Here is a 19,644-nt window from a genome sequence, read left to right as displayed (position 1 = left end):
TTCCGGGAAACATCCGGCAAGCTGTCCCTACAGTCCGTTAGTCAATAAAACCGTGCAACTATATTGTTCTTCCAGTAGATAAAGACTTATCCTTTGCCGCGGACACGGAAAGTCCGTAAATCCACTATAAATGCACCAAAACCCAGCACCATATTTTTAGAACGGGAGTGAAACGAATGTCCAAACTTGCCGAGTTCCGCGAGGCAGAGCGCAAACTTCAGGAGCAACTGGCCCTGCTGGAAAAGCTGAAAAGCGACAGCAGCCTGAAGCAGGAACTGGAATTCAAGGACAAGTTGCAGGCGTTGATGGACAAGTACGGCATGACCCTGCACAACATCATCGCCATCCTCGACCCCAAGGCTCCGGTCACCGTCAGCGCCGCTCCGCAGCGCCGTGCCCGCGCCCTGAAGGTCTACAAGAACCCGAACAACGGTGAAGTCGTCGAAACCAAGGGCGGCAACCACAAGGTTCTGAAAGCCTGGAAAGAACAGTACGGTTCCGAAACCGTCGAATCCTGGCTGCAACGCTAAGCCGGTTTTCCCGACGGCATCCTGCCGATGCCGTCGGAAACCCCACTGGCTACTTTCGCTCCCCTCCTCGCCAGATCAATTCTGCGACTTCGATTCGCAAGCGCTCCTGATCTTCTGCGCCGCCAGGTTGTTCTCCACCCCCGGCAGGTTCTCCAGCAGACACTCGTAATAAGCCTTTTCCCGCGACAGCAGGAAGGAGCCGTCGTTATACAACTTGTCGCAGGCCTGGGTGATGAAGTGAACCGCCACCCCGCTCTTCGCCGTGCGTTGGTAGTCGAGTATGCATTGGTCGTAGTCCTTGTCGTCGGCGAGAGCGGAAAGCGGGAATAACAGCAGCAGGGGCAGCAGGAACTTCATGGCAATGGTATCCATGGGAAAGTTGTGCTCCAGCATGGACGAGCCGGCTCGGAGTGCCAAGCCGACCATGAAGTAAAATTTTGCACTTGTTTACAGGGCGGACCAGACTGGCCGTTCTTCGCTGCGCGAATGCGACAATGGCGGGCCGGAGAGCCGAATCGCAGGCGTCCCGAGCGGATTCGGTTTCCCGGCCGCCTGGCGGCAACTCGCTCCATCGAAGGGCACCGCCCTCCGCCGAACTCTTCCGGCAAACGGGTGCTGCCCGATCCGCATCCGCTTCAATAGGCCGCTACGAACAGGAACGACAATTGTAGATTGAGCATGGGCGACAACATATTGTTCAGTTCCAGAAACTCCACCGATACTTGCCGCTGCTCCGCTTCTATATCCTGCAACAACCGACTGAACGAGGCTGGCTGCAACTGCCCGCGAACCTGGGCCTCGATACGCGCGATCGTCCCTTGCTTCTCGAAGCCGCGAGGAAGCAGTACGCTCACTTCCGCGTCAGGGACGCCCGCCAGGCGAACCCGCTCGGTCAGCCAGGCCTGCACATCGGCCCTCGCCTGCGACGCATTCGGCGCCTGCCAGAAGCGCTCTCGCTGAAGGTTCAGGACCTGCTCCGCCTGCATCGCCCGCTCCGGCCAGGCGATCTGCCGGGAAACGTCCTGGAGCTTGAGCCATTCCCCGGCCAGACGACGATATTCCTCCCCTCGTTCCTCCCTCCAATCCATGCTGAGCATGACCAGATGCACAACCAGCAGCAGGCACAGGCTCCAGATGGCCATGCGCAAGAGTGGTTTTTCCTGCCATTGTCGTTGCAGGTTCCGCCCCTGGAACTGCAGTGATCGCTGGAAGTCCGACATCAGGCACCCTCCCCCGGCGTACGCAGGACCAGGCTCAGCGATAGCCCCTCGCTCTGCGAAGGTTCCACCCTGACATCTTCGAAACTCCCCGACTCCATGAAACGCCTCACATAGAGACGCGGGTCGACACTGTCGGTGCCAATCCGCAACTCCAGCTCGGAGCCTCGATAGCGCCAGGCGAGCAACCGACTGTCCTTCGGCAACAGTTCCGCTACCTGTCCCAGCAGCGCCACCTGCGAGCGATGCTGCAAAGCGCGCCCCAGCTCCGTGGCCATCCGATTGGTCTGCAAGGCCTGGTTGCGTGCGCTGAGGATCGGCGAGACCTGGCCGCTCAGCTGGTCGTACTGCGTTCGCAGCGCACGCTCGGCCCACCACCAGGACAAACCTTCCCCCAGATTGAATCCGCATCCCAGCAACAGGGTGGCTATGAGCCCATGCGGCAACCAACGCTCCCATCGCAGCAGCGTTGCTTCCGCCGCCGGAACGGCCCAGGGACGGCCCAGTGACTCTCCAGGCTCGGCAACCAGGCTCTCCGGGATGCGTATTCCCGCCAGCCCCCGGAGCAACCGAACCCATTGTTCTGGCTGGGGTGGGCTGGGAAAGAAATGGCTCAGGACAAGGCAGTCATCTCTCCAGACCTGGAGATCCAGCCCGGAGCGAACCCGAAGCAGCCGAACCGTCTCGCCTTCCGCGATCGACCGAGGGGGAGCCTGCAGCAGGGATTCGGGGATACAGCGATAACGCCGAGGTTGGTCGACGCAGTCTTCGGCAACGGCCTCCCGGACCTCCTCATCCCAGAACCAGACCAGAGCATGGCCACCCCGCCAGGCTACGTAATGGCCCGCGCGGCGAAAAGGCGCCAGGGCGGCAAGCTTCAACGCCAGTGCCTGATACCGGTCAGAGCGCGGCACATGATTGAGATCGAGACAGCGATAGACACACCACGCCCGATCCACGATCCACTGCGCTGGGGCGCGCCGCGCCAACCCTGTACCTCTACGTACCCACTCAAGCTGCGCCCGGCCATCCTTACCACGGCCTTGCCACAAGCGGGGCGGCAAGAACCCCGGGGGCGATATCGGGATGCAACGGAGGATTCGAGTAGCGATCATTTATCTTCACGGACCTCTTCGAGAGAAGCTGCCAGGGTGGCAGCAGGCGGTGCTCTGAGTTGAAGCGGACCTCGTATTCCGTCCCCTGCTCGGCTCCTGGCGGGTAGAGCCGAATCGACAGGACCGGACTGGCCAGGCGCGCCCATCCATCCTCGGGAACCAGCCTCGCATGACCCCCGAGGACGTCATGCAGGTCCGACATCCGGGTGAACGGACGCTGCCAGCGGGCTTGCAGCAGTCGGCCGACAGCGTCCTCCGGTAGTCCCCAGGCAAGAGACAGGATTCGGGCATCCGCGGTGTTGATGTTCAGCGCCGCCTCGTCCGCCGCGACCAGATCGCGCCAACCGGCGTCGAGCAAATGCGCTTCCCAGGGGCGCCAGGCCTCCAGCCGGAAGACTTCCATCACCGAGCGCAACGGACGGCGCCGGGCCTGGCCCGGAGAGGACCTGTCGCTGGCTTGCGCGGCACTACCCAGTCGTGGAGCGGCGCCGGGATAGAGATAGCTGAACCATTGGGCGACCATGACCTGCACCTGCTCGGCGGGAACCCCCAACCCCGCCAGCAGCCTGGACAGTACCCGCGGATCGATGCCGGAAAGACTGAGGCGCGCAGAGCGATCGAGCAGCGCAACGCACCAGCCATTGGCCATGCAGAACTCCCGGCCATCCAGAGGCAGCTCCCCGCCAATGGGCAGGATCGAAGTGTCCATGTCCACCTTGCTCGGCGCGGCGCCAGCATTTCCCGGTACGCTCAGGCCCGCGACGGTATAGCGCTGGGTAGCCACCAGCCATTGGACCCGCGCCAGCAAGGCATGCTCCTCCAGCTCACGAAGCAGCGCCTTGCGCCGGTTTTCCGTGGCATCCAGCGAGCGCCCGACCCAGAGTACAGCGGCACTGGCCAGCAGGGTCATGATGGCCAGGAACCAGACCACTCCGACCAGAACGAAGCCAGACGAGCGGGCAGACGCCGCATGTCGGCGTGCGCCATCAGAAATCATGTTCGGCGGGCCTCGCTCTGGGCAGTGCGACCGCGACAAGGACAAACAGACGCTCCTCGGGAGCCGCCAGTGCCATCGCCTCGGGAAGGGTATCGGCCAGTTGCGCGCTCGGCGGCCAGTCCCGGTGCCACTGGCCGTGACCGTCCAGATAGCGGAAGCGAGCTTCGCCGCGCAGATGCAGGAGGGGCCAGCGACTGTCCTCCAGCCTTCGCACATAGATCAACTCGGTCCGGTCCTCTCCTGCCCGCCGCTCAAGCCGGAAGGCCAAGGGCGTCGGGATGCCCGCACGGCGATCCAGGGCCGCGGCAGACATGGCCTCGAAACTGAGTTCGTCCCCTCGCAGACGCCAGCGGACCTCGCCAGCCTCGGGAGCGACCAGGTTCTCCACCGCATCACGGAACCAATCGAAGGTCAGCGCCCGGACCTGTCCGCGCCCCAGGCTCTGGTGCAAGGACTGGTTGGCCTTGCTGGCATAGCTCAACCCTTGCATGAGCAACGTGCCGATGAAGGAAACGACCAGCAGCACCACGATCATCTCGAGCAGGGTGAATGCACCCTGTTTTCGTCGCGAGCGGATCATGGTCCATCACCCAGTCGCGCTGGGATGACCACGTATCCGGGAAGCTCCAGTTGCAGCGTCTGCGGCGTTCCATCGCCGGCCCGGATGCTGGCGACGACCCTGAACAAGGTCACGTCGTAGATGCCCGGACTGCCGCTATGGCGGCCCACCGCCGCTTTCGACGCGGACAGCGGCGAACTTCGCCACTCCAGCCGGTAATGCCCCAGCCGGACCCTGCCTGCGGGTTCGAGCGCAGGGTTCATGCGCTCCAGATAGGCCATCGCCACCCAAGCCGTCTCGATGCGCAGCTCGGCCGCCTCGACCCGCTGCATGCTCCGAAAGGCACTGTTGAGCCAGGCGAAAAGCGCACCGCCGACCACTGCCAGGAGCGTCAGCGCAACCACCGCCTCCAGGAGCGTGAAGCCTTCCTGCCGCGCCGGCATCAGCGGATCGTCCCGGGCGCGCAGAGGGGGGGCTGAAGCAGCAGCGTATGTGTCGCGCGCCCATGATGGACCTGCAACTTTCCGCCCAGGCAAACTCCGTTTGCCATGTAACGTATCGGCGGCCGAGCAGTAACCGTCCAGCCATCGGGCAGTCGCAGCAACTGCTCGGGAACCGCCCCGCTCTCACCAATGAGCAGCTCCCGCCCATCGCTGCGCACGCGATAGCCCAAGGTCTGCAATTGATTGAACAGATCGTCCAGCGCGGTCCTGCGCGCCCAGGTCTCCTGCATCCTCACCAGGCCGGGCAACGCCACCGCAGCAATGGCCCCGACGATCACCAGCACCACCAGCAGTTCGAGCAAGGTGAACGCGGCCTGGTCAACGTTTGGGCGCGTAACCGACATCGGCATCCAGGCCTTTCCCACCGGGCTGCCCATCCGCGCCCTGACTGTAGAGAGTGAAGGGTTGTTCGGCACTCGGCCTGTCGCTGTACAGGTAAGGCCGGTTCCAGGGGTCCAGCGGTACGCCGCCCTCGAGGTAGGGCCCGTGCCAGAAGGCCCCGAGACGTTCATCGGAAGGCGGCGTGTTGAGTAGCGCCAGGCCTTCTTCTTCGGTCGGCAGCCGGCCGATGTCCAGGCGCATGGTGAGCAACGCGCCCTTGAGCATCTTCACCTGGGTATCCGCCGTCTGCGCCTTCGCCTTGTCGGCCTGATTGAACAGTCGCGGCCCGACGAGCCCCATCAGCATGCCGATAATCACCAACACCACAATCATCTCGAGCAGGGTGAAGCCCTGTTGTGCAGCTCTGTTCATACGGTTTCCACTTCACGTCTCATCCAACCAGCCGCGGCATCGATACCCGGCATTCAAAGCACCATGTCGTTGGCGCTGGTAATCGCCAGTACCACGCCGGTAATGATCAGGCCGAACACAGAGCCGATCAGCAGGATCGCCAAAGGCTCGATCAGTACCAGGGCCTTTTTCATTCGCGCCTGCCCGGCCTCTCCATAGAGCGTCGCCAGGCTCTGCAGCATCTCCGCGAGCTGCCCGGAGGCCTCTCCAACCCGCACCAGGCTCGAACCGATGGACGTGACCGCCTGGCGCTCCTCCAACGCTGCCGACAAGGCGATGCCGGCCCGCACATCCTGGGTGACTCGCTCCAGGGTCCGGCGCTGCCGGGCAATGCGGACGCCAGCGGCGGAAAGCGCCAGGGCCTCCACCAGCGGCACACGATTTCCCAGCAGGGTTCCAAGCACCTTCGACCATTGCGCTATTTCCGCCTGCATCAACCATTCCCCGACTACGGGCAGGCGCACCAACTGGTCGAGCGCATGGGCGCGGAGCGCCGGATTGCGCAGCGCCACGGCAATGCCGCCAGCAAGCAGCAGGACGGCGAACGCCAGCAAGCCGGAACTCTCGTTGCTCCATACCCCGATGCTCAGCACTGCCCAGGCAAGCCACGGGAGCTGGGCGGTCTCGTTCAGGAGATTGGCGAATTTCGGAACGACGAAGACGAACAGGGTCGCCACGGCGAGCACCCCGCTGAGCACCAGAATCGCAGGGTAGATCAGCGCCCCTTGCAACTCGGCGCGGGTTCGCCGTTCGTATTCCATCTGCGTGGCACAGTCCCTCAGGGCTCCTGCGAGGTTTCCGGTCATCTCGCCGGCCGCCACCAGTTGATATACATAGCGCGGCAGGTCGAGGCCGGCGCTCTCCAGCACCACGGGAAAGGATTGCCCCTGGCGCAGACCATTGGCCATCTCCTGCAGGGCGGAAATCAACTTCGGGTGGCGCGCGCCTCGCTCCTGGGCCTCCACCGCGTCGGCCATGCTCACTCCCGCCGCGAGCATGGTGGCCAGCTCATGGATGGCCATGTTCAATTCCTCGGCCTTGAGCCGACGTCGCGAGCCCAGGTTGCGGCGTTTCACCTCCAGGCTGAGCGGGGTGAGCCCCTGGCGCTGCAACTGCCGCAGCGCATCCTGGCGCGTTGGGAGGCAGAGTTCGCCACGAACGCGCCTGCCCTTGCGATCGACGGCTTGGTAGATGAAATTCATGGGCTTAGCCGCTGGTCACGCGATGCACCTCGTCAAGACTGGTCATACCCAACCAGGCCTTGATCAAGCCATCTTCACGCAGATTGCGCTGTCCCTGGCTGGCGGCAAGCCGATGCATCTGTTCGAGGGAAGCTCTCTGCACGATCAGGTCGCGCATCTCGGAAGACAGATCGACGAGTTCGTAGATGCCCACACGGCCGCTGTAGCCGGTACCTTCGCAGCGGCCGCAGCCTCGCGCCACGCGCCATTGCGCTGCCTGCCCCGGGAACAGCCGCGCGGTGGCCGCCTCGGTCGCTGCCAGATCGGCCGCAGCAAGGGTTGGCTCGCAAGGTTCCGCGCAGTGGGCGCACAACCTGCGCACCAGTCGCTGGGCCTGGACACCGCGCACCGGCGAAGCCACCAGGAAGGGTTCCACGCCCATGTCGATCAAGCGCGTGAAGGCGCTCACCGCATCGTTGGTATGCAGGGTCGAAAGCACCAGGTGACCGGTGAGCGAGGACTGTACGGCGATCTCCGCCGTCTCCAGGTCGCGTATCTCCCCGATCATGATCACATCGGGATCCTGCCGCAGGATCGAGCGCAAGGCGGCAGCGAAGGTCAGGCCGATGTCGGCATGGACCTGGACCTGGGTGATATTGGGCACCTGGTATTCCACGGGATCTTCCACGCTGATGAGCTTGCGCACGCCATCATTGATTTCCTCCAGCGCGCCATAGAGCGTGGTGGACTTGCCCGATCCGGTGGGGCCGGTCACCAGGATGATGCCGTGGGGTTCCGCTACCCATGCACGCATCCTCCGCAAGTGGTCCGGGAGCATCCCGAGCCGGTCCAGGCGCAACCCCTCGCGCTCCTTCGGCAACAGGCGCATGACCACCGATTCGCCATGCACCCCTGGCAAGGTGGAGACCCGCACGTCGAGCTCCGTACCGCTGACCCGGATGCTCATGCGTCCATCCTGCGGCAACCGTCGCTCCGCGATGTCGATGGCGGAGATCAGCTTGATCCGCGAGACAACCGCCGCGAATCGCTCGCGGGGAAGGCTCAGTTGGTCGTGCAGGACGCCGTCGACGCGGAAGCGGATACGGAAGTCGAACTCCCGGGGTTCGATGTGAATATCCGAAGAGCGCTTTTCCATGGCCTGGCTCATCACGTTGTTGACGAGTTCGACTACCGGCGCCTCCTCCGCCAACTCCCGCAGGTAGCGGATGTCTTCGCTGCCGTAGGCGTGCCGATCCGCACCTTGCCGGGCCAGGTCCAGGGAGTGCTCCAACCAGCCGTCCAGATCCTGGGAGCGGCACAGCACTGCTTGAATCGAGCGCTCCGGATAGAAATAGCCCAGGGTTTCGCGTATCGAAGGAGATAACGGATCACGCGCCGCGAACAGCAGTTGCTCGCCCTCCTCCCAGACCACCAGTTGCTCTTCGACGAACCAGTCGGTATTGATCGGGGTACTGAGCAGGAATGCGGCGATGGACTCTTCGCTCGGCTTCCGCAGGTCGTCCCCCACCAGCGGCAACCGCAGTTGCTCCGCCAGCACCTGCATGAGGGTATTTTCCGAGATGGCTCCGGAACGCACGAGAATGCCTCCCAGACGGCCGCCAAGCCGGCGTTGCAGGTCGAGCGCCCGCTCGAGTTCCTGGCCGCTCACCAACCCGCGTTCGAGCAAACGCTGCCCCAGCGGTATCCACTCGGCCGTCATCTGCGGGCCCGGGGAAACGGCCTCAGAGGACATCTGCAAAACCTTCCTGAACCCGACGGAACCAGAGGAAGCCCGATGAACAGACCAGCAGAGACGCAACGCAATAAACGCTGAAGACCCCAAGGGTCGGATAGGGAGCATCGAAAAGGATCGCCCTGACCATTTCCACCGGGATCGTCAGCGGATTGAGGTACAGGTAGGGCTGCATTACCGGTGGCAAGGAAGACAGCGGATAGAACACCGGGCTGATGAATAGCAGAAGCACCAGGAGAAACTGGACGAACTGCCCTATGTCGCGAACATAGACCCCGAGCCCCGCGAGGAACCACGCCAGCCCCGTCACGCAGAGCAGGAAGGGGAGCAGGGCAAGCGGTAGCAGAACCAGTTGCCAGCCCGGCTCGACGCCGCTGAAGAGAAGAAAGATACAGAGCACCAGGTAGCCGAGCATGGCGTTGAAGAAAGCGGCCAGCAGCGGTGTGAGGGGAAGTATCTCCAGGGGAAAAACCAGCTTCTTCACGTAGTTGGCGTTGGCCTGGATGATAGTCGGGGCCCTGGACAGGCTTTCAGCGAGGATCCCGTTCAGCAGGAGTCCGGAAAACAGGGTCAAGGCGAAGGAGAGCGTGCTCTGGCTTCCGCCCCAGCGCGACTTCAGCACGAAGCCGAAGACAAACGTATAGATCAGCAAGAGCAGGAACGGCGAGACGATGATCCAGATGCGGCCCAACATGGCGTCGCGATAACGCAGTTCGACCTCGCGCCGGGTCATGACCAGCAGGAGCCTGATGCGACTGGCGAGACTGGCCGGTACCAAGAGGGAACCACTCACAGAAAACTCTCCACGGCGAAGAAGAACAGAACCCGCTAACCATGAAGGATCGAAACGAGCGGGGCCATCAGCCCCCACTACTTCTGGCGTAAGGTTTTTCTGATTCAAGAAGAGTCTTCAGAAGGCCGGAGCAAGCCGGCACTCTCGCCAACTCGATCTCCCATCGGCTCCGTACCTGCTGGAAAGCACGTGGGTAACCCCGACAATGGCAACGGCTCTCAAGGTGAGGGGCCGGACTGCGCGGAGTGCACCCTCGATTCAGCAGCCAGCGGCAGTGAAACCGGGACGAAAGCAAGACTCATCCTGCAATCGGGGCGATTTCTTCATAGCGCTGGAAAACCTGGCTCAGTGAAACGAAAGCACGCACTGAGCGGCCCGTACGCCAGGGACTGGCAACCTGCACGCCGATCCGGCCTGGGGCGGCATGGCGAGTTCGACGAATACGACTCGGCGCACCACCTGCCCCCTGCCCGCGCTCAAGCGACGCCGCGGCTGCCAGGGGGTTGCAGCGACCTGCGTAGACGGCAGGCGGACGCGATCGGCGCTCTCCCCGCCGTCATGGTTGAGTTTCGGATTGCGTCCGATGGCTCAGCGGATCACCCCGGCGCGCACCGTCAGCGGCCAACTGACCCGATAGCGCGTCTGCGGGTCGCCCCAGGCTTCGCGCAGCTCATCGACGAACGCGGCGCCCGGATCCTGGCCAAGGGCCTTGCCGGCTTCCTTCACCGCCGACCAGGTACCGACATAGCCCAGCAGTTCGTCCAGGGTCCAGGCCACCTCGATGGCCAGGTCCGGCAGGCGACGCTCCTCGAAGGGGAACGGCAGATTGCGGTAGCCCTCCTCCACGTGGCACCGCTCGGCAGGCCAGTAGGGGCCGACGACCTGGTGGTAGAAGTGCTGGACCAGCGGTTCCATGGGTCCGTCGACATGCAATACGCCATAGGTAACCAGAGCCAGGATGGCGTCCGCGCGGGCCACACGCCGGACCTCCTCGTAGAAGCGCGGCAGGTCCAGCCAGTGGGCGGCCTGGGCGATCGTCACCAGGTCGGCGCTGGCTGCCGCCAGCCCGCTGTCCTCGGCCAATGCCACGCGATACTCGACCCGCTCGCGAGCCTGCGCCTTGTCGATCTGCGCGGCGCTGGCGTCGGTACCGACCACCCGTTCGAAACGCTCGGCCAACAGCACCGTGAGCTGTCCGGTGCCGCAGCCGCAGTCCAGGGCCAGGCGGGTGCCGGGGCAGAGCGCGGCCAGCTCGTCGACCAACCGCGCCGGGTAGGTCGGACGATGTGCGGCGTAGTTCGCCGACCCCGTGGAGAAATGATCCTTGAAAGGTACCGTCATGGGACTCTCCCGAAATGATCCCGGCGACCACAGGGACCATGGCCGTCCAGGCTGCCGCCTTACACTAGGCGAATCCTGTCGATACGGAAACACGACTTTCGGTCACCTTGGAGCACCGCCTCACTACTGCATGCGGTGCAGCAATCAACTGCAAAGAACCTACCTGGTCATCCCCGGATGCTTCATTAGACTGCCGGAACGACGAACGCAGCCAAGGAGACCGCCATGCCCTGTCGCATCACCCTCAACGCAAACGGAGGCCCCGAGGTCCTGCGCCTGGAGCAAGTCCAGGCGCAGCAACCGGGCCCCGGCGAGGTCTGGCTGGAGCAGGCCGCCATCGGCGTCAATCCGCTGGACCTCGGCCAGCGCTCGGGAGCGGTACCGATTCCGCTGCCGTCCGGCCTCGGCCTGGAAGGCGCCGGAGTGGTCGCCGCGCTGGGTCCGGGAGTCTCCGGACTGGCGCCGGGCGACCGCGTCGCCTATGCCACCGGCCCGCTGGGCGCCTATGCCAGCGCCCGGCTCTACCCCGCCGAGCGCTTGCTGAAGCTGCCCGACACACTCGCTTTCGAGGACGCGGCGGCGCTGCTGTTCAAGGGCATCACCGCGCACTACCTGCTGCACGCCACCTACCCCGTCGGGCCCGGCACACGCATCCTGCTGTACGGCGCGGCGGGCGCCGTCGGCCAGTTGATGGCGGCCTGGGCCCGGCACCTGGGCGCCTGGGTGATCGGCGTGGTGTCGAAGGCGGAAAGTGTCGAACGGGCCAGGGCTGCCGGCTGCGACGAGGTGCTGGTGTTCGACGCGGCCAGTCTCGCCGCCCAGGTCGCCGAGCTGACCGCCGGGCGCAAGGTCGATGTGGTCTACGACCCCATCGGTCGCGCTACCTTCGAGGCGTCCCTGGACAGCTTGCGTCCGCGCGGCCTGCTGGTGTCCTTCGGCGCTACCTCCGGCGTGCCGCCAGCCGTCGAAGTCGCCACCCTCAACGCCAAGGGTTCGCTGTTCCTCACCCGTCCCTCGCTCGCCGCCCACACCGCCAACCCGGAGGAATACCGGCTACGCGCGCAGGCTGTGCTGCGCGCCCATGCAGACGGTGTCATCCAGCCCCGGGTCTGGCGGCGCTACCCGCTGGCCGAGGCGGCCGTGGCGCATACCGATCTGCTGGAGGGACGCTCGCAAGGCGCGCTGGTACTCTTGCCCTGACCCACCCGCAAGAGGCGCATGCATGCAACCGTTCGACAGCCGGCAGGCCGATGAAGTCGCCACGCTCCTGGCCCTGGCCGAGCACGGTTCGTTCGCCGCCGCCGGCCGCGCCCTGCAACGCCATCCCTCGGTGCTCTCGAAGCGGCTCGGCGCACTGGAGCGTCGCCTCGGCATCCGCCTGGTCGAACGCACCACCCGGCAACTGCGCTTCACCGATGAAGGCGAGCGCCTGGCGAGCCGCTTCCGCCAGGCCGTCGACCTGCTCGACGAGGCCGAGCACGAAGCCAGCCTGGGCGCCGCGCAACTGCGCGGACGCCTGCGCATCGCCCTGCCGTCGGCGATGGGCCGGCTCTGGCTCGGTCCGCTGCTGGCGGAGTTCGCCCTGGCGCATCCGCAGGTGGTGCTGGAAACCGACTATTCGGAGCGCTTCGTCGACATCATCGCGGAAGGCTTCGACCTCGCGATCCGGGTCGGCGAACTGGCCGACAGCCGCCTGGTGGCCAGGCGGCTGTGCGCCCATCGGCGCATCCTCGGCGCCGCTCCCGACTACCTGGAGCGGCATGGGGTACCGCGTATCCCGGCCGACCTGGCGGCACACAATTGCCTCGGCTTCAGCGGACTGCACTCGTACCCGGAGTGGAAGCTGACCCGCCAGGACGAACAGCAGCCCGTGCGGGTACGCGGCTCGATGGTTAGCAACGACAACGAGGCCCTGCTCTGCGCCGCACGCCAGGGCCTGGGCATCTTCGCCGCCGGCGAGTGGCTGATGAGCCGCGACCTCGAAGCCGGCAGGCTGGTACGGGTGCTGCCGGAGTGGCAACTGGACGCCGACGCCGGCGTCTACCTGGTGCGCCCCTCGGCGCGCTACGCCACGGCGGCGGCCAGCGCGTTCCGCCAATGGGTGGAAGCGCGGTTCGCCGCTGGCCCGCCCTGGCAGCGCCAGCGGGCCTGAGCGGTATCCGCGAGCGGCTCGCCGAGGATCGCGCCGCCTCCCGCCCCTCGCTCCCGGACAATCCGGATACCCTCCCGCCAGCATGCGGATAGCCAATGACCCGCCGGCCGGTTCCTACTAGGCTGGTTCGCTTCGCTTTCCCGTTTTCCCACTCCAACAACAACCCGATGAGGAATCCAGGCATGGGACAGTACGTCAGCATCGCCGCGTCCGACGGCAGCGGCCGGTTCGACGCGTATCTCGCGCTCCCCGCCAGCGGCAAGGGGCCGGGCGTGGTGATCGGTCAGGAAATCTTCGGCGTCAACGCGAACATGCGCGCGGTGGCCGACCTGTACGCCGAAGAGGGCTACGTGGCCCTGGTCCCCGACCTGTTCTGGCGGCTGCAGCCGGGGGTCGACCTGGGCTACGACGAAGCGGCCTTCGCCAAGGCCATCGAGCTGTTCCAGCGCATCGACCTGGACGCCGCGGTGGACGACATCGCCGCCTGTATCGAGCACCTGCGCCAACGCGAGGAGGTGGTCCACGCCGGGATCGGCTTCGTCGGCTTCTGCATGGGCGGCAAGCTGGCCTACCTCGCCGCGACGCGCACCGACGTCTCCTGCTCGGTGGGCTACTACGGCATGGGCATCGAGGCGCTGCTCGACGAGGCGAAACAGATCAAGGGCCGGCTGGTGCTGCATTTCGCCGAACAGGACGCCTACTGCCCGCAGCAGGCCCGCGACGCGATCCTGCCCTGCCTGCGCAACCTGCCCAAGACCGAGTTGTACCTCTACCCCGGCGTCGATCACGCCTTCGCCCGCGTCGGCGGCATGCACTTCGACAAACCGGCCTACCTGATGGCTCACGAACGCAGCATCGCCGCCCTGAAGCGGGAGATCGGGCCGAACTTCGACCTCTCCGCGCTGTGGGACGAGCATGTGCGCCACGAGTTCGATACCCGCGACGTCGCCGCGACCATGGCGACCATGGTCGCCGAGCCCTACGTCAACCATGTCCCGACCCTCACCGGCGGCGTCGGCCAGCGCGAACTGAGCCGCTTCTACCGCCATCACTTCATCCACGGCAACCCGCCGGACATGACCCTCACGCCGATTTCGCGGACGGTGGGGGCGCTGCAGGTGGTCGACGAGTTCGTCATGCGCTTCACCCACAGCTGCGAGATCGACTGGCTGCTGCCCGGCGTCCCACCCACCGGGCGCTTCGTGGAAATCCCCATGCTCGGCGTGGTGCGCTTTCGCGGCGACCGCCTTTACCACGAGCACATCTATTGGGACCAGGCCGGCGTGCTGGTGCAGATCGGCCTGCTCGACCCGCAGGGCCTGCCGGTCGCGGGGGTGGAAAGCGCGCGCAAGCTGCTCGACGAAAGCCTGCCGTCGAACCGCCTGATGGCGCGCTGGGCAGCCAGCGAAGGACTCGGCCTCTAGCGGCCGGCTAGCCGCCGAGCAAGGCGCAGAAACGCGCCAGGTCGACGTTACCGCCGCTGAGCAGGATCCCGACCCGCTTGCCGCGCAATTCGTCCTTGCGCTGGCGGGCGGCGGCCAGGCCGAGGCAACCGGTGGGCTCGACCAGCAGCTTCATCCGCGCGGCGAGGAAGCGCATGCCATCCACCAGTTCGGCGTCGCTGGCGGTGAGGATGTCATCGACGTTGCGCTGGATCAGCGGGAAGGTGAGATTGCCCAAATGCTGGGTCTGGGCGCCATCGGCGAGGGTCTGCGGCGTATCGATATGCACGATGGCGCCGCTGCGCAGCGAACGCTGGCCATCGTTGCCGGCCTCCGGCTCCACCCCGTAGATCCGGCAGGCCGGCGCCAGCGCGCGGATCGCCAGGGCGCAGCCGGAGAGCAAGCCGCCGCCGCCGAGGGGCGCGAAGAAGGCGTCCAGCGGACCGACTTCTTCGAACAGTTCCTTGGCCGCGGTGCCCTGCCCGGCCAGCACGTCGGGGTGATCGTAGGGCGGGATCAGGGTCAGGCCATGGCGCTGCGCCAGGTCGCGGCCGATCTGCTCGCGATCTTCCGTATAGCGGTCATAGAGCACTACCTGCCCGCCGTAGCCACGGGTCGCCTCGATCTTCACCGCCGGCGCGTCGGCCGGCATCACGATGGTCGCCGGGATCCCCAGCAAGCGCGCCGAGAGGGCGATGGCCTGGGCGTGGTTGCCGGAGGAGAACGCCACCACCCCGGCGGCACGCTGCTCGGCGGAAAACCGCGACAGCGCATTGAAGGCGCCGCGGAACTTGAACGCTCCCATGCGCTGCAGGTTTTCGCATTTGAAGAAGACTTCCGCGCCGAGTTCTTCGTCGAGGGTACGCGAGGACATCACCGGCGTGCGGTTGGCATGCCCGGCGATCCGCGCGGCGGCGGCGATCACATCGTCGTAGGTAGGCAGGTCGTGCATGGTCGGCTCCTCGGACCTTGGCAAAGAAGACAGGCAGTTCGCCAGGTTACCAGGCGAACGCCGCCAGCAGCGCCTGCGCGACAGCATCGGCGGCGGAAGACTGGCGGAGCCATTGACGAAGAGGCCCTGCATGGGTCGATGCTCCGCGATGCCGGGTCGGCCTCACTCGTCCAGGTAGCCGTCCCTGATGCCCTTCGAGCGGCGGTAGAGGTAGAGCCCGAGGCGCAGCACGACGAGCACGCCGAAGAACACCCCGACGGTCACCCAGGTGTTGCCGAAGAACCATTCCAGGCAGACGTAGAGCAACGCCAGCGGTATGCAGACGAGGGTCATCAGCAGGTAATGCTTGATCATTGCGGCGGACACTCCTCTTCTTCGTCCTTCAGCGGGCATTTGACGATCTGCTTGCCCGTCTGCCAGGCGGCCTGGGTGGCCACGGCCTTCTTGATGGTATCGGCATGGGCGGCCTTGCGCGCGGCCAGCTTGGCCGCGCGGTTGGCGGTGTTGGCCGCCTGTCCGGAAAGGGTCCTGATCGCCTTGGCGGACTGCACCACGGTCTTGCCGGTGCTGAGCATGCCCGGCGCCACGGTGCCGATGGCCGCCGAGGCGCCGACGTGTTTCCAGTTGATGTCGATGCACTTCCACTTGATATCGGTGAGGTCGCGATCGCTGTCCCAGTTGTCCTTCATCTGCCCCAGCACCTGCTTGCCGGTCTGCATCCCCAGCTCGATGCCGGCGCCCAGCGCCGCTCCGATCGCGGCGCGGGCGGCGAAGGCGCCGATCACCACCAGCGGGATGATCAGGCCGGTGGGATCGTAGGCCAGCGTGGGCGCGTTCAGCGCGTAGGCATAGGGGTTGGGGCCACCGCCCAGGCCGAGCGGGTCCTGGCTGGCATAGCGCCCGGCTTCCGGCAGGTAGTAACGGTAGCGGTTGTAGTAGAAGCCGCTTTCCTCATCGTGGTACTGCCCCTGGAAGCGGATCGGCTGCGCACCCGGCTGTCGTTCCGGCGCTACCGCCCGCCAGTCGTCCGGAACGCCCTGCCAACGCAGTTGGCCACGTTCGTCGCTCAGCTGCAGGGGGGTACCGAGGTGATCGGTGTGGAAGAAAGCGATCCGCGCCTCGCCCAGCGCCGGCACGCATTGCGCCGGCAGCGGCTGGCCTTCGGCGGCGAACGCCTGGCGCAGTTGCAGCAGCTCCGGGGGATCGGGCTCGCAGGCCTGCTCCAGGCGCAGCAACGGGACGAAACCGCCCGGTTCGTGAACGGTGGTGCGCAGTTCCCGCGCAAAGGCTTCGGCGCATTGGCGATCGCCGTCCCAGCCGAAGCGCACCTGCTGCTCGACACCGTCGCGCAGCACCACCTTGGCGATCCGTCGCGACAGCGCGTCGTAGCGGTAGCGCGCCTCCAGCCGCGTGCCGTCGGCGTAATCGCGCGTCAGATGGACCAGGCGCTGCGCGCCGTCGTAGGCCAGGCGCAGGCGCTCGCCGTCGGCGCCGATACGCTCGACCAGGTTGCCCAGCGCATCGAAGCGATAGCGGTTGCCGGCGATCCTCTCCACGCGGTTGCCGGCCCAGCGCGCCGGGCCTTCGCCGGCCTGGTTCGCGCGCGCCTCGGAGCGACTGAAACCGGAGCGGTACAGTTCGTTCTCGGCGAATGCCTGGCGAGCGTCCTCGCGCGCGTACTCGCCGACGCCCTCCAGGCGGTTGCCGGCGGCGTCGTAGCGGTAGGTGCTGGCCGCCGCGCCAGCGCGCCGGCTGGCCAGCAGGCGACCGCCGAGGTCGTATTCGTAGCGCACCGACGGATACTGGTTGTCGTCGATGCCGACCAGTTGTCCAAGTCCGTCGTAGCGATAGCCGCGCTGCCAGTCGAAACCGCCGGCCAGACGCAGGCGGCTGCGCTGCAGGCGTCCCAGCGGCGCGTGCTGGCGCTCCTGGGTGAACAACGCGTCATCCTGCCCGTCGCGGCGGGCGTCGCGACGCACCTCACGGTGCAGGGCATCGCGCTCGAAGGCCAGCTCGACCGCACCGACCAGCGCGCCGTGCAGATGACCCGGGCCATAGGTCAGCCAGGCGACCGGCGGCGCGTCGCCATAGCGGCTGGTCTGGCGCACGCCTAGCGCGTCGTGGCTGTGCTCGACGCTGTAGACCCAACCGTCGGCATGTACCTGGCTTTCCAGGCGCAGGTTACCGACCTCGTCGTACGTATAGCGCACCTCGCAATCCGCCCCGCCGGCGCTGGCCAGGCGGCCGTCGGCCAACCAGCGGTAACGCTCGACCAGGGCCGGTGCGTGCTCGGTGGCGGGAACCCGGATGCTCGCCAGGCGGCCGTCGCGGTCGTAGGCATAGGTGGTCTCGCGACCGTCGGCATCCTCGCGGGCGATCAGTTCGTCAGCGGCGTTGTAGCGATAGCGTTGGCGACGACCGTCGAAGCCGGTCTCTTCCACCAGACGGTCCAGCAGGTCGTAGCGGAACTGCGCCTGGACGCCGTTCTCGTTGGTCAGGGCGACCAGCCTGCCGGCTTCGTCGTGCAGGTAGGACAATTCGCCGCCGCCGGCGTCGGAAACCCGCACCAGCAGATCGCCGTGCCCCCAGGAAAACAGCGTGGCGTGCCCCTCGGCATCGGCGATACGGGTCTGCCGCCCAAGGGCGTCGTATTCATAGCTCAGGGCGCTGCCGTCGGCCAATTCCAGGCCGATCAGTTGCCCCAGCGGGTCGTAGCGGCGCCGGGTCAGTTGTCCCAGCGGGTCGCTGCTGGCGACCAAACGTCCTTCGTTGTCGTAGTCGTAACGCCAGACCTGGCCGGAACAATCGGTCAACGCGGCCAACAGGCCGAAGCGGTTCCACTCCAGGCGCCGCTCGCCGCCGCGCGGGTCGACGATTCGCGTCGGCCGGTCGGGCAGGCGCGGGTCTTCGTAGGCGTAGCGGGTGCTGCCGGCCGGGCCGCGCACCGTCGTCGCATTGCCCCGTTCGTCGCGCTCGAAGGTCCAGCGGCGCTGCATCGCGTCCTCCAGCTCGACCAGCAGCCCGGTCTCTTCGTCGACGCGCTTGCGATAGCGCGCCTTGCCCGGCGACTCCTCCTCGAGCATCCGCCCCTGGCCATCGCGCCGGCGCCGCGTCTCCCGTCCCAGCGGATCGCGCATGGCGACCAGGCGGCCGAACAGGTCGTAGTCGAACTCGCTACGGCTGCCGTCGGCCCTGACCAGCGCGGTCCAGCGCCGCTGCCCGCCCTCGCCGGCGAACTCGTAGCGTTCGACGCGGCCGAGGCTGTCGCTGACCTCGGTGGCATCGCGCAGGTAGCGGAAGGTACGGGTCAGGCCGCCCGCCTCGATCTGCTTCACGACCCGCCCGTGCGGAGCATGGACATCCCACTCGTAGCGAACCTCCAGCCCGCCCGGTTCGCCGTGGGCGACCAGCATGTGCTCGCGCCAGGCGAATACCCGGACCACCTGGCCAAGACGGTCGCGCACGGCGATCAGATCGCCGCTGTCGCTGAACTGGTAGCGCACCAGCCAGTCGAGCCCCGGGCTCTGCGGATCGATGTAGTCCGGAGGCGGTCCGTCGTGGCTGGCCAGGATCACGCCGAACAGACGCAGGCCGTCGTCGCCCTCGCTCGGCTCGCAGGCTTGCTGGTAGACCAGCGCATAGCTGCGCCCGGCGCTGTCGCGCACGCCGGTGAGCAGGCCACGTCCGCTCCAGCGGAACTCGGTGCGGTAGCCGGCGCGGCCGAAGCTGGCCTGCAGGCGCCAGATACCGTCGGGGCAACGCTGGAAATGCAGGTAGCTGTGGCCGGACAGCACCAGCACGGAGCCCTCCTGCGTCTGCAGTTCGGCCGGCACCGCCGCCCAGCGCCCGCGCCAGGCCTGCGCTTCGCCGCCGCTCGAACCGCCACGGCGCAGCCACAGCTCCTCGCTGCCGGAATAATGCTGGGCACCGGGAGCCAGCGCAGGAAAGCCGATCCGGCGGCCCTGGGCGTCGACCAGCACGCAGGCGTCTTCGCTCAGTTCCAGGTGCATGCTCTCGCCCGGCAGCCACCAGCCCCGGCCGAGCCGGCCGATACGGGGGTTGCTCGACAGGTAGCCACGGGCGAAGGTGAAGGTGTCCGGCGCCGCCAGGGCGAAATCGACCTCTTCCGGCAGCAGCTTGCTGCCGAGCATCGGGTTGACCGGCTTGCCCACCAACGGCACGCAGGCGGACACCCGGTCGGCCAGGCCGACCGCGCTGCTGCCGACGTGCACGGTGGGCGAGCCGGTGGAGATAACCCCTCCCGAGACTTTCTCGCCGACATGGGAAACCGGTAGGCCGCTCATCTATCCATCCTTC

Annotated in this window: 19 protein-coding genes; 4 read left to right on the top strand and 15 right to left on the bottom strand. The window is 66.4% G+C overall.

The window, feature by feature from the left end:
- Window positions 1-176 precede the first annotated feature (176 nt).
- On the top strand, window positions 177-530 hold the full coding sequence (mvaU, locus tag AT700_RS11635) for a histone-like nucleoid-structuring protein MvaU (RefSeq protein WP_003090506.1): 354 nt from the start codon (window positions 177-179) through the stop codon (window positions 528-530).
- Window positions 531-605: 75 nt separating this feature from the next.
- On the opposite strand, the gene AT700_RS11630 is transcribed toward mvaU, so the two are convergent.
- The 12 genes from AT700_RS11630 to AT700_RS11575 form a co-directional block, all read right to left on the bottom strand.
- On the bottom strand, window positions 606-902 hold the full coding sequence (locus AT700_RS11630; RefSeq protein WP_003097713.1) for a VF_A0006 family four-cysteine protein: 297 nt from the start codon (window positions 900-902) through the stop codon (window positions 606-608).
- A 263-nt stretch (window positions 903-1,165) separates the two neighbouring features.
- Entirely contained in the window at window positions 1,166-1,750 is a 585-nt protein-coding gene (locus AT700_RS11625; RefSeq protein ID WP_003160451.1) for a GspMb/PilO family protein, read from the bottom strand.
- Window positions 1,750-2,133: a hypothetical protein gene (locus tag AT700_RS30260; protein ID WP_003162130.1), complete on the bottom strand. Its 384-nt coding sequence runs from the start codon at window positions 2,131-2,133 to the stop codon at window positions 1,750-1,752. The genes AT700_RS11625 and AT700_RS30260 overlap by 1 nt, the downstream gene beginning before the upstream one ends.
- A gap of 646 nt (window positions 2,134-2,779) precedes the next feature.
- Window positions 2,780-3,859 (bottom strand): general secretion pathway protein GspK, encoded by a 1,080-nt coding sequence (locus AT700_RS11615; protein WP_003160453.1) that lies wholly within the window; start codon window positions 3,857-3,859, stop codon window positions 2,780-2,782.
- Window positions 3,849-4,439, bottom strand: coding sequence for a PulJ/GspJ family protein (locus AT700_RS11610; protein ID WP_003097720.1), 591 nt, complete (start codon window positions 4,437-4,439; stop codon window positions 3,849-3,851). Before AT700_RS11610 ends, AT700_RS11615 begins: the two co-directional genes overlap by 11 nt.
- Window positions 4,436-4,861 carry a PulJ/GspJ family protein gene (locus tag AT700_RS11605; RefSeq protein ID WP_003097721.1) on the bottom strand — a complete coding sequence of 142 codons (426 nt, stop codon included), beginning with the start codon at window positions 4,859-4,861 and terminating at the stop codon, window positions 4,436-4,438. The genes AT700_RS11610 and AT700_RS11605 overlap by 4 nt, the downstream gene beginning before the upstream one ends.
- Entirely contained in the window at window positions 4,861-5,271 is a 411-nt protein-coding gene (locus AT700_RS11600; protein WP_003097723.1) for a prepilin-type N-terminal cleavage/methylation domain-containing protein, read from the bottom strand. Before AT700_RS11600 ends, AT700_RS11605 begins: the two co-directional genes overlap by 1 nt.
- The gene (gene gspG / locus AT700_RS11595) at window positions 5,240-5,674 is read right to left on the bottom strand and encodes a type II secretion system major pseudopilin GspG (RefSeq protein WP_003110089.1); all 435 of its coding nucleotides are present in this window, start codon (window positions 5,672-5,674) and stop codon (window positions 5,240-5,242) included. Before gspG ends, AT700_RS11600 begins: the two co-directional genes overlap by 32 nt.
- A 53-nt stretch (window positions 5,675-5,727) precedes the next feature.
- Entirely contained in the window at window positions 5,728-6,915 is a 1,188-nt protein-coding gene (locus tag AT700_RS11590) for a type II secretion system F family protein (RefSeq protein ID WP_023132666.1), read from the bottom strand.
- A gap of 4 nt (window positions 6,916-6,919) precedes the next feature.
- Complete coding sequence (locus tag AT700_RS11585) at window positions 6,920-8,647, bottom strand: GspE/PulE family protein (protein WP_003113395.1); 1,728 nt, start codon at window positions 8,645-8,647, stop codon at window positions 6,920-6,922.
- A complete protein-coding gene (locus AT700_RS11580) occupies window positions 8,637-9,440 on the bottom strand; it encodes an ABC transporter permease (RefSeq protein ID WP_003097732.1) in 804 nt (267 codons plus the stop codon). Before AT700_RS11580 ends, AT700_RS11585 begins: the two co-directional genes overlap by 11 nt.
- A gap of 588 nt (window positions 9,441-10,028) precedes the next feature.
- Complete coding sequence (locus AT700_RS11575; RefSeq protein ID WP_029610245.1) at window positions 10,029-10,781, bottom strand: class I SAM-dependent methyltransferase; 753 nt, start codon at window positions 10,779-10,781, stop codon at window positions 10,029-10,031.
- 225 nt (window positions 10,782-11,006) lie between these two features.
- Between AT700_RS11575 and AT700_RS11570 the strand changes: the two genes are divergently transcribed.
- The 3 genes from AT700_RS11570 (at window position 11,007) to AT700_RS11560 (ending at window position 14,357) form a co-directional block, all read left to right on the top strand.
- Window positions 11,007-11,981: a quinone oxidoreductase family protein gene (locus AT700_RS11570; protein ID WP_034003930.1), complete on the top strand. Its 975-nt coding sequence runs from the start codon at window positions 11,007-11,009 to the stop codon at window positions 11,979-11,981.
- Between the two features lie 22 nt (window positions 11,982-12,003).
- Window positions 12,004-12,933 (top strand): LysR family transcriptional regulator, encoded by a 930-nt coding sequence (locus AT700_RS11565; protein ID WP_003160458.1) that lies wholly within the window; start codon window positions 12,004-12,006, stop codon window positions 12,931-12,933.
- Between the two features lie 182 nt (window positions 12,934-13,115).
- Complete coding sequence (locus AT700_RS11560) at window positions 13,116-14,357, top strand: dienelactone hydrolase family protein (RefSeq protein ID WP_003113399.1); 1,242 nt, start codon at window positions 13,116-13,118, stop codon at window positions 14,355-14,357.
- Window positions 14,358-14,364: 7 nt separating this feature from the next.
- On the opposite strand, the gene AT700_RS11555 is transcribed toward AT700_RS11560, so the two are convergent.
- The 3 genes from AT700_RS11555 to tse5 form a co-directional block, all read right to left on the bottom strand.
- Window positions 14,365-15,327, bottom strand: a complete 963-nt coding sequence (locus AT700_RS11555) for a threo-3-hydroxy-L-aspartate ammonia-lyase (protein WP_003090528.1) — start codon at window positions 15,325-15,327, stop codon at window positions 14,365-14,367.
- A 162-nt stretch (window positions 15,328-15,489) separates the two neighbouring features.
- Window positions 15,490-15,681: a hypothetical protein gene (locus tag AT700_RS11550; RefSeq protein ID WP_003090543.1), complete on the bottom strand. Its 192-nt coding sequence runs from the start codon at window positions 15,679-15,681 to the stop codon at window positions 15,490-15,492.
- Window positions 15,678-19,631: a type VI secretion system effector Tse5 gene (gene tse5, locus AT700_RS11545; RefSeq protein ID WP_048521067.1), complete on the bottom strand. Its 3,954-nt coding sequence runs from the start codon at window positions 19,629-19,631 to the stop codon at window positions 15,678-15,680. The genes AT700_RS11550 and tse5 overlap by 4 nt, the downstream gene beginning before the upstream one ends.
- Window positions 19,632-19,644 lie beyond the last annotated feature (13 nt).

Origin of the sequence: Pseudomonas aeruginosa (genome assembly GCF_001457615.1) — a bacterium.
Classification (GTDB): Bacteria; Pseudomonadota; Gammaproteobacteria; order Pseudomonadales; family Pseudomonadaceae; genus Pseudomonas; species Pseudomonas aeruginosa.
This window is presented reverse-complemented; position numbering and strand designations above follow the sequence as displayed.